Source organism: Curtobacterium sp. L3-7 (assembly GCF_048756585.1).
Taxonomy (GTDB): Bacteria; Actinomycetota; Actinomycetes; order Actinomycetales; family Microbacteriaceae; genus Curtobacterium.
This window is the reverse complement of record NZ_CP151474.1, coordinates 263,452-280,262: the sequence shown is the minus strand read 5'-3', so window position 1 is coordinate 280,262 and position 16,811 is coordinate 263,452. Positions and strand designations below refer to the sequence as shown.

The window sequence follows — 16,811 nt, the reverse complement described above, 5'->3', positions numbered from 1 at the left end:
CTGGAGAACTGACATGCCGAAGCCCACCAAGGGCCCCCGCCTCGGTGGCGGCCCCGCCCACGAGCGCCTGCTCCTGAGCAACCTCGCCAACGCCCTCTTCACGCACGGTCGCATCACGACCACCGAGACGAAGGCCAAGCGCCTCCGCCCGGTCGCCGAGCGTCTCATCACGTTCGCGAAGCGTGGCGACCTGCACGCGCGTCGTCGCGTGATCAGCATCCTGCGCGACAAGACCGTCGTGCACACGCTGTTCACCGAGATCGCCCCGCAGGTCGAGGACCGCCAGGGTGGCTACACCCGCATCACCAAGCTCGGCTTCCGCAAGGGCGACAACGCTCCCCTCGCGTCGATCGAGCTCGTCCTCGAGCCCGTCTCGGGCACGCCGGCCCCCGTCTCGCGTAAGTCGGCTCCGGCCGCCGCCGCGCCCGTCGAGGAGCCCGCAGTCGAGGAGTCGGCGGCCGACGAGACGACCGAGGAGGCCCCGGTCGAGTCGACCGAGACCACCGAGGAGTCGGCTCCCGTCGCGGAGGAGACCGAGACCGAGGCTGCCGCCGAGGTCGAGGCAGACGCCGAGGCCAAGTCGGACGAGAAGTCGGACGACAAGTAACCCCAGCACCACTCGACACGGCCCCCGCAGCGCACGCTGCGGGGGCCGTGTCGTTCCCAGCAACTGCATCGTAGGGTGACCCGTCGGCCCATCGGGTGCGGGCCGACACCGGAGGACCCATGGGATTCGAACACGTCGCGGGCGTGGGAACGAGGGTCTGGCGCTGGAGCCGGACCTCGGGCACACAGCCGCGCCTGCTGCACGCCGGGAAGGCAGCGTTCGCCGCGTGTCTCGCCTGGTTCATCGCGAGACACGTGCCAGGGGTCGCGTCGGACTACCCCTACTACGCGCCGCTCGGGGCCGTGGTCGCGATGCAGACGACGGTGTTCGCGGGGCTCAGGAGCGGGATCCAGACCCTCGTGGGCATCGGCCTCGGGATCGTGATCGCCGGGTTCACGATGTGGATCGGCGACCCCGGGTTCATCGCGATCGCCCTCGCCGTGGGGATCGGGGTGCTCGTCGGCGGGTTCCGCATCCTCGGCGAGGGCAGCTCGTGGGTGTCCACCGCGGCGCTGTTCGTCCTGCTCGTCGGCGGTGCGCACGCGGAGGGGTACTCGCTCGGGTACCTCGTGCAGATGGCCGTCGGCGTCGCGGTCGGCCTGCTCGTCAACTTCCTGGTCTTCCCGCCGCTGCGCTTCTGGGACGCCGAACACCGGATCGACGCGGTGAACGACGTGCTCGCCGACCACCTCGACGGCCTCGCCGCGGTGCTCGAGGCCGACGAGCGCGACGAGAAGGCCTGGGACAGGCAGCAGGACCGGCTCGACCGGGCCATCGCCGACGTCCGGTCCCGGGTCTCGATCGCGCACGAGAGCCGGAAGCTCAACCCCCGCGGGGCGCTCCGCGGGTCACGGGCTCGGCTGCAGCAGGACGGCGCGCGGTTCCGGGCGCTCGAGCGGGCCGCCTGGTACACGACGGACCTCACCGAGCTCGTCGCCCGCTCGGGTCCGGTGTCCGACGGACTCGGCCGCCCGGACCCGGCGTTCGCCGAACCGCTCGCGAAGGCGTTCCGCGAACTCGCGTGCATGATCCGCGGCGAGTGCCCGGAGAGTGCAGGGGACGACGCGATCGCCGAGGTCGAGCGGGCCCTCGATGCGAGCAAGGAGGACCCGTCGCACGTCGCGGTGACGTCGGCTGCGCTGGTGTCGCTCCGGGGGATCGTGGAGTCCGAGCGGCGGGCGACGGAGGACCTCGACACGTCGACGGGGCCGTCCGCGTTCGGTCACCGGCGCGACGTCAGGCGGTGAGGGACGACTCCGCCCAGCGCTCGATCGCCGAGCTCGTGTTCGGAGCGGCCCAGGAGAACAGGACGTAGTGCGTCCAGGTGCCGTCCTGCACGACGTCGACGGAGCACGCGGCCTCGTCGCACGTGCGCCAGGCGGCGGCGTCCTCGGCGAGACCGTCGAGCTCGAGCCGGTCGTGTCGGTCGATGAGTCCGTTGCCGAGGCGGGCGCTGACGACCCATCCCGAGTCGGGCATCGAGGAGTACGAGGCTCCGGTCCGTGCGAACGGCTGCTCGGCAGGACCGAACGAGCACGCCGCGGCACCCAGACGGTTCAGCGCGTAGTAGGTCGGCTCGGCGCCGACGTCGGAGCCGAGCGACCACGGGTCGACCAGTGCGACGGCGGTGACGGCGTTCACCCGGTCGGCCGTGCAGGTGCTCGGCTTCCAGGACGCTGCATCGTGTTCGGTCCGCATCCCCGCGACCGGTGCCGCGGCGACGGTCTCCTCGACGTGGTCGAGCAGCGCCTGGAACGCGGGCTGCACCTGCTCCGGGGTGGCGTCGCCCGTGGTCTGGAGGCGGGTCAGGGAGAGGTCGATCCAGGCGTTCCCGGCGAGCGCACGCCCGCTGCAGCTCACCCGGGCGGCGTCGGAGGCCCCGCAGTACACCGACGCGGGGTCCGTCGACGGATCGACGTGCTCGGTGGCATCGGCGTGCTCGGGGGCCGCGTCCGGCAGCACCGAGAGCCCGACGCCCTCGTACATCGGATCGCCCTGCTCGCCGGGGCTGACGTCGTCGAGGAGCGAGACACCGTTGGTGCTCCAGCAGTCGGTACCGCCACTGGTCGTCGCGGTCGTCCAGGCGCCGAGGACGTGGTCCTGCGTCGTCATCGGGTCGAGCACGGTGGTGCCGGGGACCGCTCGGGTGACGAGGTCCGACGGCAGCAGCTGCGCACAGGTCGGTACGCCGTCGGACTCCGGCGACGGACCGAAGTCGACGCCGGAGGCCGTCTCGGTCGGCGTGGCCGACGGTGCGGCGCTGCGCGACGGTGCCGGTGTCGTTCCTGCGGACGACGCGGTGGAACACCCGGCGACGATGACGACCGCCGTGGTCGCGAGCGCCACGGCCACGACCCCCCTCGTGATGATGTGCATACGCACAGGCTAGGCCGCCGTGGTGCCCGCCGATCGGTGCGCGCATCACGATCGCACAACACCGTCCGTAGACTCGCTGCGTGCCGCAGCAGCCCCGCATCGCCGTCCTCGGACCGGTCCTGGTCGAGGACCCGTCCGGCGCGGCGGTGCCCGTCCCCGGGGCGCTCCCGCGGGCGTTCCTGACCGCGCTCGTGCTCGCCCGCGGTCATGCGATGACGACGGACGCGCTCATCGACGAGCTCTGGACCGACGCGCCGCCGAGGGGCGCGCGGGCGGCCCTGCAGACCCTGGTGTCCCGGCTCCGGCGGAGCACGGCCGAGGGGCTCGTGGTGTCGACGAGCACCGGCTACGCGCTCGACGTCCAGCCGGACGACGTCGACCTCGTCCGTGCCGAACACGTCGCCGAGGCCCGGCACACGTCCGACGACACGAGTCGGGCGGCGCTCGCTCTGTGGCGGGGTGATCCGGGCGCCGATGTCGACGGCGACCTCGGCACGGCGCTCGCCGAACGAGCCGAGGTGGCGCGACGTGCGCTCCGCCGGGCGCTCGGCACGGCGATGCTCGACGCCGGTGACGCCGACGCGGCCGTCGGGCTGTGGCACGAGGAAGCGGCCTCCGACCCGTTCGACGAAGTCGCGGTCTCGGGATCGATGCGCGCGCTCGCCGCCGCCGGCCGGACGAGCGAAGCGCTCGCGGTCTTCGCGGCCCACCGGGAGCGGCTGGCTGACGGGCTCGGTGCCGACCCGTCCGCCGACCTGGTGCGGCTGAACGCCGACCTGCTCCGCCGGACGGCGTCCGCCTCCGGGAGCGTCCGACGGATCGGCCTGCGTGCCGCGCCGAACGCGTTGGTCGGACGGGAGGCCGACCTCGCCGCCGTCACGGACCTCCTGTCCCGCGAACGGCTGGTGACCGTCCTCGGTGCCGGTGGGCTCGGGAAGACCCGCCTCGCGCAGGCGGTCGCGGCGGCACTCCCGGCCGACCGCAGCGTCGTGGTGCTCGAGCTCGCACCACTGGCCGCCGGCGAGGACGTCGTCCCCGCCCTCGGCGCGCTGCTCGGGATCGCCGAGGTACGGTCCGCCCGGGCGCTGCGGGACGCCGTCGTCGCCGATCTGCGGGGCCGCGTGTTCCGCGCGCTCGGTGAGGAACCGACCGTGCTCGTGCTCGACAACTGCGAGCACCTCGTCGCGGACGTCGCCGCGTTCGCCGCCGACCTGCTCGCCCAGCTCCCGTCCCTCCGCATCCTCACGACGTCGCGTGCACCGCTCGCCATCGCCGGCGAGGTCGTCGCGCCCCTCGCACCGCTGCCCGTCGACGCGGACGGCGCGGCGGTCCGGCTGTTCACCGACCGCGCACGAGCCGCCCGCCCCGGTGCCGTCCTGCCCTTCGACACCGTGCGGCGCATCTGCACGCGGCTCGACGGATCGCCGCTCGCGATCGAGCTCGCCGCCGCGCGGATCCGCGGGATGGGCGTCGAGGAGATCGAACGGCGGCTCGACGACCGTTTCGCGTTGCTCCGTGGCGGCGACCGGAGCGCACCCGAGCGGCACCGCACCCTGCTCGCCGTCATCGAGTGGAGCTGGCGGCTCCTCGACGACGGAGCCCAGGACCTGCTGACCCGGCTGGCGCTCTTCCCGGACGGCCTCGCGGTCGACGCGGTCGAGGCCGTCGCGGCACCCGAGCGGCGGGACGACGCACTGGACGCCCTCGCCGAGCTCGTCGAGCAGTCCCTCGTCCAGCTCGTCGAGCACGAGGGCGCCGACATCAGGTACCGGCTGCTCGAGACCGTCCGCGAGTTCGGTGCCGCCCGCCTCGACGAACGCGGGCGCACCGACGAGGTCCGCGCAGCGATGATCCGCTGGGGGCGGGACTTCGCCGCCACCCGCAACGTCTTCACCGCGACCGGGGAACCGCAGCGACGGTGGTTCCGCGAGATCGGCCGCGAGGCGGACAACCTCGTGACGCTGCTGCGCTGGAGCCTCGTCGCCGAGGACCGGTCGGCGCTCGCGCAGGTGTTCGCGGCCCTCGGCGGGTACTGGACCCTGCGCGGTGCCCACGGCGAAGTCGTCGCGGTCGCCGCCGAGGTCGTCGCGCTGCTCAGGACCGCGGAACCGTCACCCGCCGACCGAGCCGCCACGACGCTGGGTCTCGTCCTGATCGGCGGTTCCGCGGCGTTCTCGGACCGCAGGACCTCCGTGCGCGCGATCGCGATGCTCCGCCGGGTCGTCCGGCAGGGGACCACCGGCTTCCCGGTCCTCGACGCGCAGGCGGCACTGCTGCTCACGCTCGGCCGCCCGGACGACGGGCTGCGGCTGCTCGCCGCGCTCCGCGACGATCCGGACGACGGCGTGGCCTGCCTGGCGTGCATGCTGAGCGCCCCGCTGGCGGAGAACGACGGGGAGTTCGACGACGCGCTCCGCCACGCCCAGCGCGCCGAGGCACTCGCCACCAGGACCGACGACGCATGGGCGCTGGGGTCGGGTGCGGTCACGATGACCCAGTTGCTCGCGCAGACCGGACGGCACGCGGACGCGCTCGTCGTCGCCGACGTCGCGCGGACCCGCCTCGAGGTGTTCGGCGCCGAGGACGACCTCTACGAGATCGGCTGGACCGTCGGGCTGTGCGCGGCGGCGACGGGCGACGTCGTCCGCGCGCGGCAGGTCGCAGCGGACCTCGCGAACCAGCCGGTGGCGAACCGCGGTGGTCCCGACGGGGAAGCCGTGCAGATGGCCGTCCTCGCGATCGCGATCGCCGCCGAGTGCGCACGGAGCGACGGCGACGTGGCCGCAGGGGCGGCCGAGTACGCGCGAGCTTGGGACGCCGTGACCGCGCATCGCAAGCAGACGCCGAACTGGACACTGATGGCGGGCGCGGCACGCATCGCGGCAGAAGACGAGGCGGCGGCGAGACGACCCGGAGGAGCCGAACCGGGCCTCCCGTCCGGATCGGACGTGCCGCGTCGCCTGCGGGTCGGCGCGCTCGTGATGCTCCGACTGCACCCGTGGTGGATCGACCTGCCCGTCATCGGGACCACGCTGCTCGGGCTGGCGGTCGCCGCCGCCCGGCAGGGCGCGGCGGACCACGCGGCGCGGTGCTGGGGCCTTGCGCGACGGCTCGGTTCGCGACAGGACTTCGCGGTCCTCGCCCACGACCGGTTGCGCGGGGTCCTCGGCGCCGTCGTCGGTACCGGACCCCTCGTGGACGCCGAGACGGCCTCGGCCGGATGGGACCGGGCCGAGGCCGTCTCGCGGGCGCGCGTGCTGCTCGAGGAGCTGCGCTTCAGCGCCTGAGCGTCACGCCTTCCGCATGTAGGCGCGGACCGTCAGCGGGGCGAACACCGCGACGACGACCGCTGCTCCGACGAGCGAGAACACCAGGTCGCCGCCGACGGCTCCGTGGTTCACGAGCTCACGGACCGCGGTGATGAGGTGTGAGATCGGGTTGACCTCGGAGAACCAGCGCAGCCAGTCCGGCAGCGTGTCGGCGGGGACGAACGCGTTCGACAGGAACGTCAGCGGGAACAGCACGAGGTTCGAGATGCCGGAGACGCTCGACGCGGTGCGGGCGACGACGCCGAAGTAGGCGAAGATCCAGCTGATCGCCCACGCGACGACGATGACCAGCAGACCGGCGAGGACCACCGCGCCGAAGCCGCCAGCGGGGCGGAGTCCCATCGCGAAGCCGGTGATGAACGTGATCGTCGTCGCGATGGCGTAGCGGACGGTGTCGGCGAGCAGCGCTCCGGCCAGCGGCGCGATGCGGGCGATGGGCAGCGACTTGAAGCGGTCGAACACGCCCTTGTCCATGTCCTCGCGGAGCTGGACGCCGGTGACGATCGACGACGTGATGTTCGTCTGCACGAGGATGCCCGGGATGATGATCGGCAGGTACGACGCCACGTTGCCGGAGATCGCGCCGCCGAAGATGTACGTGAACATCACCGTGAAGACGATCGGCATGAGCGTCACGTCGAAGAGCTGCTCCGGCGTGCGACGGACCTTGACCAGGCCGCGGTACGCCATGGTGAGCGACTGCCGGATCGTGGCACCGATGCCCGTGCCGCCGACCCCTGGTCGCGGGGTGATGCGTGGGGTGGTCGGAGCCTGCGGGGTGAGCGTGGTCATGCGATGCTCCCTTCGAGCTCGCGCTGGGCGTCCTCGTCCGCCGCGTCGGCGGTCGGCTTGCCCGTGATGGTCAGGAAGACCTCGTCGAGCGTCGGCTTCTGCACGCTCATCTCGGCGAGGGAGATGCCCGCGTCGCGGAACGACACGAGCAGGTCGGTGACGCGGTCCGGCTCGGCCATCGGCGCGGTCAGCCGGGAGCCCTCGGGACTCGCGACGGCGTCGACGCCGAGCGTCTGGCGCACGATGGTCCTCGCCGCGTCGAGTCGGAGCGCATCGGCGAGCCGGAGCTGCAGCGACGCGGTGCCGATCGACGCCTTGAGCTCGTCGCCGGTGCCCTCCGCGACGACCCTGCCGTGGTCGATCACGGCGATGCGGTCGGCGAGCTGGTCGGCCTCGTCGAGGTACTGCGTCGTCAGGAGCACGGTGGAGCCGGTCGCGACGAGCTCCCGGATCGTGTCCCACATCTGCGCACGGGTCCGCGGGTCGAGGCCCGTCGTCGGCTCGTCGAGGAAGATGAGCGGCGGCTGCGCGATGAGGCTCGCCGCCAGGTCGAGGCGACGACGCATGCCGCCGGAGAAGTTCTTCAGCGGACGCTTCGCCGCCTCGGTCAGGCCGAAGCGCTCGAGGAGCTCGGCGGACTTCCGCTTCGACTCGGCCCGGGACAGCCCGAGCAGCCGCGAGAACACGACCAGGTTCTCGGTCGCGCTCAGCGTCTCGTCGACGCTGGCGTACTGGCCGGTCACGCCGATGAGCCGGCGGACCTCCTGGGGCTCCCGCCGGACGTCGTGGCCGAAGATCCTGGCCTCGCCGGCGTCCGCCTTGAGCAGGGTCGCGAGCATGCTGATCGTGGTCGTCTTGCCGGCGCCGTTCGGGCCGAGCACGCCGTACACGGTGCCGGCCTCGACGCGGAGGTCGACTCCGTCCACGGCGCGGTTCTGCCCGAAGGTCTTGACGAGGCCGGTGGCCTCCACCGCGAGTGGTGTCGTCGTCATCGCAGTTCCTTTCGTCGATGTCGAGGACGATGCTGCCGCCGGGCGCTCACACGGCACTGACGCGGCGCTGACATCGGTACCGTTGGGGTGTGAGCGAGAGCGACGGGCTGCAGAGCGGGGTGCGGCTGCGGCTCGACGTCGCGTACGACGGCGCCGCGTTCTCCGGGTGGGCCAAGCAACCGGGACTGCGGACCGTGCAGGGCGCGCTCGAGGACGCGCTCGCCACCGTGTTCAGCCGCTGGGGCCGCGCGCCGCAGCTGACCGTCGCCGGACGCACCGACGCCGGAGTGCACGCCACCGGGCAGGTCGCGCACCTCGACCTGTCCGCCGAGCAGTGGGGTGCGCTCAGCACGAAGCGGGGATCGGGGCGCTCGCCGCTGGACGGGCTCGTCAAGCGCCTGAACGGGCTCGCGGGGCCGCTCGGGGACGTCGTCGTCAGCCGGGTCTCGGTCGCGCCGGACGGGTTCGACGCCCGGTTCTCCCCGCTCTGGCGCCGCTACACGTACCGCGTCGCGGACCTCGACGCACCCCGCGATCCACTCCGTCGGGGGCACACGACCTGGTACCCGGGGCATCTCGACCCGGGAGCGATGGAGCGCGGTGCGCTGACACTGCTCGGGCTGCACGACTTCGCGGCGTTCTGCAAGCCGCGCGACGGCGCGACGACCATCAGGACGCTGCAGGAGTTCCGCTGGGACCGTGAGCCGGACGGCGTGCTGGTCGCGAGCCTCCAGGCCGATGCCTTCTGCCACTCCATGGTGCGCGCGATGGTGGGGGCGACCATCGCCGTCGGCGAGGGGCGCTTCGGACCGGACCGTCTCGAGGAGTTGCGCGTCGCGGGGGAGCGGACCAGCGCCTTCAAGGTCGCGCCGGCGCGCGGTCTCACCTTGACCGAGGTGGGCTACCCGGCCGACGACGAGCTCGCCGCGCGGGCATCGCAGACGCGGGCGCGGCGCTCCGCACCGTCCGGCTCGGATAGCGTCGGGGGATGAGCTCCAGAGAACCCCGGTCCGTCGTCTCCGTGGCACCAGGGGTGGTCTTCGTCGAGGGGCCCGTCTCGAACTGGGTCGTCCTCGCGGAAGAAGACGGCGTCGCCCTCATCGACGCCGGCTACCCAGCTGACACCGACCTGGTGCTGGACACCGTGCGCTACGCCGGACACGACCTCGACGACCTCCGCCGCATCTACGTCACGCACGGGCACGTCGACCACGTCGGTGGCATCCCCGGGATCCTCGAACAGCACCCGCACGTCGAGGTCCTGGCCCACGCGGACGAGCTGTCGAACGTCCGAGGCCCCTCGCGCCAGCAGGTCACGCCGGCGGAGATCGGCGGCCGGCTGGCGTCGGCGCGGGTGCTCAGGTGGCTCGCCCGCGCGATCCGGTCCGACGCGCTCCGGCCGACCACGGTGCCGACCGTCCGGGCCTTCACGGGTGCGGACTTCGAGGGCCGGGCGATCACGCCGTTCCCGGCGACCGGGCACACCGACGGGTCCACCGCGTACCTGCTGCCGGCCGCGGACGCGATCGTCACCGGGGACGCCGTCGTGTCGCGGCACGACACGCAGCCGGCGTCGTGGACGCCCAGGCCGCGGATGATCACGCCGTTCTTCACGGCGGACCAGGCAGTGGCGCTCGAGTCCGCCCGGGCGCTGCCGATCCCGGAGATCGTGCTGCCGGGCCACGGGCCGGCGGTGCACCGGGTCGGGCGGGAGTGGGTACCCGTCGGGTCGTGATGTTGTCGATCGCAATCATTTACCTGGGCGCAACCTGAGGGACTCTGCAGGTCGGTACGGTCTGACCATCCACGTCTCCGACCCGAAGGTCAGCATGCCCAAGATCGTCGGCCGCACTCTGCTGTGCGCCACGGTGGCCGCGACACTCCTCGCAGCGCCACTCGCCTCCGTCTCCGTCGCCAGTGCGAACACCGCAGGCACGGGTCTCGTCATCGCCGAGGCCTACCTGAAGGGCGGCAGCGCGAACGCCGTCTTCAACAAGAAGTTCGTCGAGATCGCGAACCCGACCGACGCCCCGGTCTCGGTCGACGGCTGGTCGCTGCAGTACCGCTCGGCGACCGGCTCGGCCGCGTTCAGCACCAGCGGCCTCGCGGGCACCGTCCCCGCGAACGGGACGTTCCTCGTCACGATGGCGGGCAACGGCGCGACGGGTGCGGAGCTGCCCGCCGCGGACGACACCGCGACCCTGAACACCTCGGGCACCACGGGCACGCTGGTCCTGTCCGACCAGTCCCAGGCGCTCACCCTGCCGACCGGCGCGATCGCGGCGGGCACCGCCGGGGTCGTCGACCTCCTCGGCTACGGTGCGTCGAACACCTTCGAGGGGCACGTGCGCACCGTCGACGGTGGGAACACCGTCCCGAACGGCCTGGTCCGCCAGGGCACGGTCGACAGCGACGACAACGCCGCGGACTTCTCCGTCACGACGACGCTCACGCCGACGAACGCAGCTGGCGAGACCGCGCCGACGACGCCGACAGACCCGACGGAGCCGACTGAGCCGACAGACCCCGGTGCTCCTGCCGAGGCCGTCACCATCGCGCAGCTGCAGGGCACAACGGACACCTCGCCGTACGTCGGCAAGACCGTCGTCACGAAGGGCGTCGTCACCGCCGTGTACGCCACCGGCGGGTTCAACGGCTACACCGTGCAGACCCCGGGCACCGGCGGTGCGATCGACCTCGGCACGCACACCGCGTCCGACGGGCTCTTCGTGTTCTCCTCGGCCACCGCGTCCCGGGTCGCAGCGGGCGACTACGTCGAACTCACCGGCTCGGTGAGTGAGTACTACGGCCTCACGGAGCTGAACGTCGCCGCCGGCGGCATGACGAAGCTCACCGAGACCGTGCCGGCTCCGCAGGCCGCCACCGTCGCGTTCCCGGCCTCGGACGCACAGCGCGAGTCCCTCGAGAGCATGCTCGTCGCGCCGCAGGGCGACTACACCGTCGCCGACAACTACACGACGAACCAGTACGGCGAGATCGTCCTGGCGTCGGGCACGAAGCGGCTGATCCAGCCCACCGAGGTCGCCCGTCCCGGCAGTGCAGCGGCCAAGGCAGTCGAGGCCGACAACGCCGCCCGCAAGGTCACGCTCGACGACGGCGGCAGCACGAACTTCCTGACCCAGGCGAACAAGTCGATCCCGGTGTCCTGGCTGACGCAGGGGCCCGTGACCGTCGGAGCAGCGGCGACCTTCACGAAGCCCGTCGTCCTCGACTACCGCAACGACTCGTGGAAGTTCCAGCCCACGTCGCCGATCACCGGCGCGACCGCGAAGACCGATCTGCCCGCGACCTTCTCGAACGTCCGCACGGCGAAGCCCCAGGACGTCGGCGGCGACCTCAAGCTCGCCGGCTTCAACGTGCTGAACTACTTCCCGACGACCGGCGACCAGCTCACCGGCTGCTCGTACTACACGGACCGCGACGGCGACCCCGTCACGGTGAACTCCGGCTGCGACGCCCGCGGCGCCGCCGAGCAGGAGGACTTCGAGCGCCAGCAGGTCAAGATCGTCAAGGCGATCAACGGTCTCGGCGCCGACGTCGTCTCGCTCGAGGAGATCGAGAACTCGGCCGAGTTCGGCCAGGACCGCGACGCCGCCGTGGCCACCCTCGTCGGGGCGCTCAACGCCGCGACCGGTGCCGACACCTGGGCGTACGTCAAGTCCCCGAAGACGCTCCCCGCGAGCGAGGACGTCATCCGCCTGGCACTGATCTACAAGAAGGACCGGGTCGCACCCACGGGTGAGTCGACGATCCTCATCGACCCGGCGTTCACGAACGCCCGTCAGCCCGTCGCGGACGCGTTCCGTCCGGTCGGGGGCACGGCGGACGACGAGTTCCTCGTGATCGCGAACCACTTCAAGTCGAAGGGGTCAGGCACCGGCGAGAACGCCGACCAGGGTGACGGCCAGGGGGCGTCGAACGCCGACCGCGTGAAGCAGGCGACGGCGCTCGCCGCGTTCTCCACGAAGATGCAGACGCAGTACGGCACCGACAAGGTGTTCATGCTCGGCGACTTCAACGCCTACAGCCAGGAGGACCCGATGGTCGTCCTCGACGATGCCGGCTACACGGACCTCGGGCCGGCGCTCGACTCGTCGGAGTGGTCGTACGTGTACAGCGGCCTGAGCGGATCGCTCGACCACGTGCTCGCCTCGCCAGCGGCGCTCGCGACGGTGACGGGTGTGGACATCTGGAACATCAACTCGGTCGAGTCGGTGGCGCTGGAGTACAGCCGCTACAACTACAACGCGACGAACCTGTACACGGACGACGTGTACCGGGCGAGCGACCACGACCCGATCCTGGTCGGCTTCGACCTGACCGGCGACACCACTCCGACGGACCCGGGTACGGACCCGACGGACCCGGGCACGACGCCTGGTGGTGGTGGCACCGGTGGTGGCTCGACCCCCGTTCCGACTCCGGGTGCTGGTTCGGCGCCGGTTGCTCCGTCGGAGTCGTCCCTGACGGATGCGAACCGTGGAACGGTCACGGCGCCGTCGTCGGCGCGTCCGGGGGAGACGATCACGATCGGTGTCGGGGCGCAGTACGCGGGGCAGCGGGTGAACGTGTGGATGTTCTCCACGCCGACGTTGCTCGGGACGGTGACGGTCGCGGCTGACGGGAGCGTGCGGGTGACGATCCCGGCTGATGCGCCGGCGGGGTCGCACCGGATCGTGGTGACGGCGGCTGACGGGTCGGTGATCGGGTGGACGACGATCACGATCGATCCGGTGACGGGTGCGCTGGCGTTCACGGGCGCCGACCTGACGGGTGGCATCGCCGCAGCGCTGCTGCTCCTCGCCGCTGGTGCCGGCGTGCTGGTCGCGCGTCGTCGCCGCGCCAGCGTCGCGTAGCCAGACAGCGGACTGGAGGCGCGGTGCCACCTGGCACCGTGCCTCCAGTCCTGCGGACGCGCGTTTCGACCCATGGCGCGCGCGGTGGAAAGCGGGAACGCGCGTAGGTGGTCGGAAGTTCGGGCCACCTACGCGCGTTTCGACCTCCTACGCGCGATTTGGCCACGCGGACCGATCTGGACGCGTTTGACCAGGGGGATGCGGGTCCGGTAGGCTCTCACCTTGGTCTGCGCGCCGTGTGCGCCGGACAGTCAGATGAGCCCTCCACCCGGGCGTTCCGCCGGCTTCTGCCGCGGGGAACCCCGACCGGAGCGGGATTCACGGACTCCTCACCTCGACACGAAAGCAGCACTCCTGTGACTCGCACGTTCTCACCGAAGCCGGCAGACGTCCAGCACGACTGGATCGTCATCGACGCGACCGACGTCGTCCTCGGCCGTCTCGCCACTCACGCCGCGGCGCTCCTGCGCGGCAAGCACAAGGCCACCTTCGCCCAGCACATGGACATGGGTGACTACGTCATCATCGTGAACGCGGACAAGGTCGCCCTCACCGGCTCCAAGCTCGCGAAGAAGGTCTACTACCGCCACTCGGGCTACCCGGGCGGCCTCACGGCGACCTCCTACCCGGAGATGCTCGAGAAGCACCCCACCCGCGCCGTCGAGAAGGCGATCCGCGGCATGCTGCCGAAGAACACCCTCGGTCGCGAGCAGCTCAAGAAGCTGAAGGTCTACGCCGGCGCGGAGCACCCGCACTCCGCGCAGCAGCCCAAGGCGTACACCTTCGACCAGGTCGCACAGTAGTTCCGGCCACGACGACTTCAAGGACATAGAGAAACTCATGGCTCAGATCGCTGATTCCCTCGACCAGACCCCGGAGAGCTTCACCACGGAGAGCGCACCCGCCGCTGCCGAGGCCGCTCCCCGTCAGATCCTCAACGTCTCCGGCGGTGCCGTCGGGCGCCGCAAGGAGGCCATCGCGCGCGTTCGCCTCGTTCCGGGCTCCGGCTCGTTCACGGTGAACGGCCGTTCGCTGGAGGACTACTTCCCGAACAAGCTGCACCAGCAGCTCATCAACGACCCGTTCAAGGTGCTCGAGCTCCTCGGCGCCTACGACGTGACCGCCCGCATCACGGGTGGTGGCCCCTCGGGTCAGGCCGGTGCCCTCCGCCTCGCGATCGCACGCACGCTGAACGAGATCGACCGCGAGAACAACCGCGCCACCCTCAAGAAGGCCGGCTTCCTCACCCGTGACGCCCGCGTCATCGAGCGCAAGAAGGCCGGTCTCAAGAAGGCCCGCAAGGCTTCGCAGTTCTCGAAGCGCTAGTCGTCACCGGCTGAAGATCGCAATGCCGCGTCTGTTCGGTACCGACGGGGTTCGTGGTCTCGCCAACGGCGAGCTGACGGCCGCGCTCGCACTGGGTCTTGCCCAGGCGAGCGCGGCCGTTCTCACACACGGACACCATGCCGACGCCCGCCGGGCGTCCGGTCGACCGCGCCCCCGCGCGGTCCTGGCGCGCGACCCGCGCGTCTCCGGCGAGTTCCTCGGTGCCGCAGTCGCGGCCGGGCTCGCCTCCGCCGGCGTCGACGTGCTCGACGCCGGGGTCATCCCCACCCCTGCTGCGGCGTTCCTCGTCGCGGACATCGACGCCGACTTCGGCGTGATGATCTCCGCGTCGCACAACCCGGCGCCGGACAACGGGATCAAGTTCTTCGCCGCAGGCGGCCGGAAGCTCCCCGACGAGGTCGAGGACCGCATCGAAGCGGCGATGCACGACCACTCGGCGCCGACCCCCACCGGCGCCGACGTCGGCCGCATCACCCGGTTCGCCGATGCCGAGGACCGCTACGTCGTGCACCTGCTCGGCACGCTGCCCCACCGTCTCGACGGGCTGCACGTCGTGCTCGACTGTGCGAACGGTGCCGCTGCCGGCGTCTCGCCAGAGGTCTTCGTCAACGCGGGTGCCGAGGTCACGCTGATCGGCGCCGACCCCGACGGCATCAACATCAACGACGGCGTCGGGTCCACGCACATCGACAACCTCGCTCGCGCGGTGCTCGAGCACGGCGCCGACGTCGGGATCGCCCACGACGGCGACGCGGACCGCTGCCTCGCGGTGGACGCCGACGGCAACGCGATCGACGGCGACCAGATCATGGCGATCCTCGCGCTGTCGTTGCAGGAGCGCGGACACCTGAAGGACGACACACTCGTCGCGACGGTGATGTCGAACCTCGGACTCAAGCGCGCCATGGCGGACGCGGGCATCACCGTGATCGAAGCCGGTGTGGGCGACCGCTACGTGCTCGAGAAGATGAACGCCGGCGGTTTCTCGCTCGGTGGCGAGCAGTCCGGGCACATCATCTTCCAGGACTACGCCACGACGGGTGACGGCATCCTCACGGGGCTGCACCTCGTCGCCGAGATGGCGCGGACCGGCAAGACGCTCGGCGAACTCGCCTCGTGCATGACGGTGTTCCCGCAGGTGCTGCTCAACGTGAAGGGCGTCGACCGGCACGGCCTGGCGGACCAGGGCGTGCAGGACGCCGTCGCATCGGCCACCGAGTCGCTCGGCGACACCGGCCGTGTGCTGCTCCGTCCGTCCGGCACCGAGCCCGTCGTCCGCGTCATGGTCGAGGCGGCTTCCCAGGACGACGCGCAGCGCATCGCGGAGGAGCTCGCCGCGGTCGTGTCCGACCGCTTGGCGCTCGACGCCGCGTAGGGGCTGGGCCGGCTGGCGGCGGCGCGCTTCGCTCTCGCACAACCGAAAGCACCCCGCACCACGTGAACACGTGGTGCAGGGTGCTTTCGGTTCTGCGAACGGGATCCGGGTCCGGCCCGGCGCCGCCCGCCGCCCCGGCCGGAGGCGCCGCGTCAGATCTTGCGGAGCAGGACCGACGAGACCTTGTGGTCGGCGGCCTTCTTCAGCACGAGGGTCGCCCGGGAGCGGGTGGGGAGCACGTTCTCGACGAGGTTCGGCTCGTTGATCGCGCGCCAGACCTGGGTCGCCGTCTCCACAGCGTCCGAGCGGGACAGGGACGCGAACCGGTGGAAGAACGAGTCGGTGCTCGAGAACGCCTCCTCTTGCAGTGCCAGGAACCGGTCGACGTACCAGGCCTCGATGTCCTTGGTCTTCGCGTCGACGTAGATCGTGAAGTCGAACAGGTCGGACAGTGCCAGCCGCCCGTGCACCGGCGGCGCGAGCACGTTGAGCCCCTCCACGATGAGGATGTCCGGCTGCCGCACGACGATCTCGGCGTTCGGCACGATGTCGTAGACGAGGTGCGAGTAGTACGGCGCCCGGACCTCGGTCGCACCGCTCTTCACCTGGCTGACGAAGCGCAACAGGGAACGGCGGTCGTAGGACTCCGGGAAGCCCTTCCGGTCCATGATCCCGCGACGCTCGAGCTCGGCGTTCGGGTACAGGAACCCATCGGTCGTGACGAGCTCAACCCGCGGGGTGTCCGGCCAGCGCTTCGTGAGTTCGCGCAGCAGCCGTGCGACGGTCGACTTGCCGACGGCGACCGAGCCCGCGACGCCGATGACGAAGGGCGTCCGCCCGGCCCGCTCCCCGAGGAAGCGGCTCGTCTCCGCGTGCAGGTTCCGCGCGCCAGCGGCGTAGAGCGTGAGCAGGCGGGAGAGGGGGAGGTAGACCTCCTGCACCTCCTGCATGTCGAGGCGGTCACCGAGGCCGCGCAGCTGCACGATCTCCGTCTCGGTCAGGGAGAGGTGCTCCTTGGGCGCGAGCTGCGACCACTCCCCGCGGGGGATCTCCACGAACGGGGTGGGGTGCGCGACGGTGGTCTCCGGGATCGGCATGGGAACGAGCGTAGACGGG

13 protein-coding genes are annotated in these 16,811 nt (G+C 71.7%); 9 read left to right on the top strand and 4 right to left on the bottom strand.

All coding sequences use genetic code 11. The features are described 5' to 3' along the window. Positions 1-13: 13 nt before the first annotated feature. On the top strand, positions 14-607 hold the full coding sequence (gene rplQ / locus AAEP80_RS01325; RefSeq protein WP_420365673.1) for a 50S ribosomal protein L17: 594 nt from the start codon (positions 14-16) through the stop codon (positions 605-607). A 119-nt stretch (positions 608-726) separates the two neighbouring features. Continuing rightward, positions 727-1,854 carry an FUSC family protein gene (locus AAEP80_RS01320; protein ID WP_420365672.1) on the top strand — a complete coding sequence of 376 codons (1,128 nt, stop codon included), beginning with the start codon at positions 727-729 and terminating at the stop codon, positions 1,852-1,854. Here the strand turns inward: AAEP80_RS01320 and AAEP80_RS01315 are convergent. Next, the gene (locus AAEP80_RS01315) at positions 1,844-2,983 is read right to left on the bottom strand and encodes a hypothetical protein (protein ID WP_420365671.1); all 1,140 of its coding nucleotides are present in this window, start codon (positions 2,981-2,983) and stop codon (positions 1,844-1,846) included. The two genes, AAEP80_RS01320 and AAEP80_RS01315, sit on opposite strands and share 11 nt — an antisense overlap. Before the next feature lie 80 nt (positions 2,984-3,063). On the opposite strand from AAEP80_RS01315, the gene AAEP80_RS01310 reads away from it, so the two are divergent. Continuing rightward, positions 3,064-6,270 (top strand): BTAD domain-containing putative transcriptional regulator, encoded by a 3,207-nt coding sequence (locus AAEP80_RS01310; protein ID WP_420365670.1) that lies wholly within the window; start codon positions 3,064-3,066, stop codon positions 6,268-6,270. Positions 6,271-6,273: 3 nt separating this feature from the next. Here AAEP80_RS01310 and AAEP80_RS01305 read toward each other — a convergent pair whose 3' ends face one another. Continuing rightward, positions 6,274-7,104, bottom strand: a complete 831-nt coding sequence (locus AAEP80_RS01305; protein ID WP_420365669.1) for an ABC transporter permease — start codon at positions 7,102-7,104, stop codon at positions 6,274-6,276. Beyond that, complete coding sequence (locus AAEP80_RS01300) at positions 7,101-8,096, bottom strand: ATP-binding cassette domain-containing protein (RefSeq protein WP_281265992.1); 996 nt, start codon at positions 8,094-8,096, stop codon at positions 7,101-7,103. The genes AAEP80_RS01305 and AAEP80_RS01300 overlap by 4 nt, the downstream gene beginning before the upstream one ends. A gap of 89 nt (positions 8,097-8,185) precedes the next feature. Between AAEP80_RS01300 and AAEP80_RS01295 the strand changes: the two genes are divergently transcribed. The 6 genes from AAEP80_RS01295 (at position 8,186) to glmM (ending at position 15,695) form a co-directional block, all read left to right on the top strand. Further along, positions 8,186-9,088, top strand: a complete 903-nt coding sequence (locus AAEP80_RS01295) for a tRNA pseudouridine synthase A (protein ID WP_420365668.1) — start codon at positions 8,186-8,188, stop codon at positions 9,086-9,088. Next, positions 9,085-9,831, top strand: coding sequence for an MBL fold metallo-hydrolase (locus tag AAEP80_RS01290; protein ID WP_420365667.1), 747 nt, complete (start codon positions 9,085-9,087; stop codon positions 9,829-9,831). Before AAEP80_RS01295 ends, AAEP80_RS01290 begins: the two co-directional genes overlap by 4 nt. A gap of 94 nt (positions 9,832-9,925) precedes the next feature. Further along, complete coding sequence (locus tag AAEP80_RS01285) at positions 9,926-12,973, top strand: ExeM/NucH family extracellular endonuclease (RefSeq protein WP_420365666.1); 3,048 nt, start codon at positions 9,926-9,928, stop codon at positions 12,971-12,973. A 356-nt stretch (positions 12,974-13,329) separates the two neighbouring features. Next, the gene (gene rplM / locus AAEP80_RS01280; RefSeq protein ID WP_022906970.1) at positions 13,330-13,776 is read left to right on the top strand and encodes a 50S ribosomal protein L13; all 447 of its coding nucleotides are present in this window, start codon (positions 13,330-13,332) and stop codon (positions 13,774-13,776) included. A 37-nt stretch (positions 13,777-13,813) separates the two neighbouring features. Continuing rightward, positions 13,814-14,299 carry a 30S ribosomal protein S9 gene (rpsI, locus tag AAEP80_RS01275; protein ID WP_281265988.1) on the top strand — a complete coding sequence of 162 codons (486 nt, stop codon included), beginning with the start codon at positions 13,814-13,816 and terminating at the stop codon, positions 14,297-14,299. 22 nt (positions 14,300-14,321) lie between these two features. After that, positions 14,322-15,695: a phosphoglucosamine mutase gene (gene glmM / locus AAEP80_RS01270; protein ID WP_420365665.1), complete on the top strand. Its 1,374-nt coding sequence runs from the start codon at positions 14,322-14,324 to the stop codon at positions 15,693-15,695. A 152-nt stretch (positions 15,696-15,847) separates the two neighbouring features. On the opposite strand, the gene coaA is transcribed toward glmM, so the two are convergent. Then, positions 15,848-16,792, bottom strand: coding sequence for a type I pantothenate kinase (coaA, locus tag AAEP80_RS01265; RefSeq protein WP_420365664.1), 945 nt, complete (start codon positions 16,790-16,792; stop codon positions 15,848-15,850). Between the last annotated feature and the right edge of the window lie 19 nt (positions 16,793-16,811).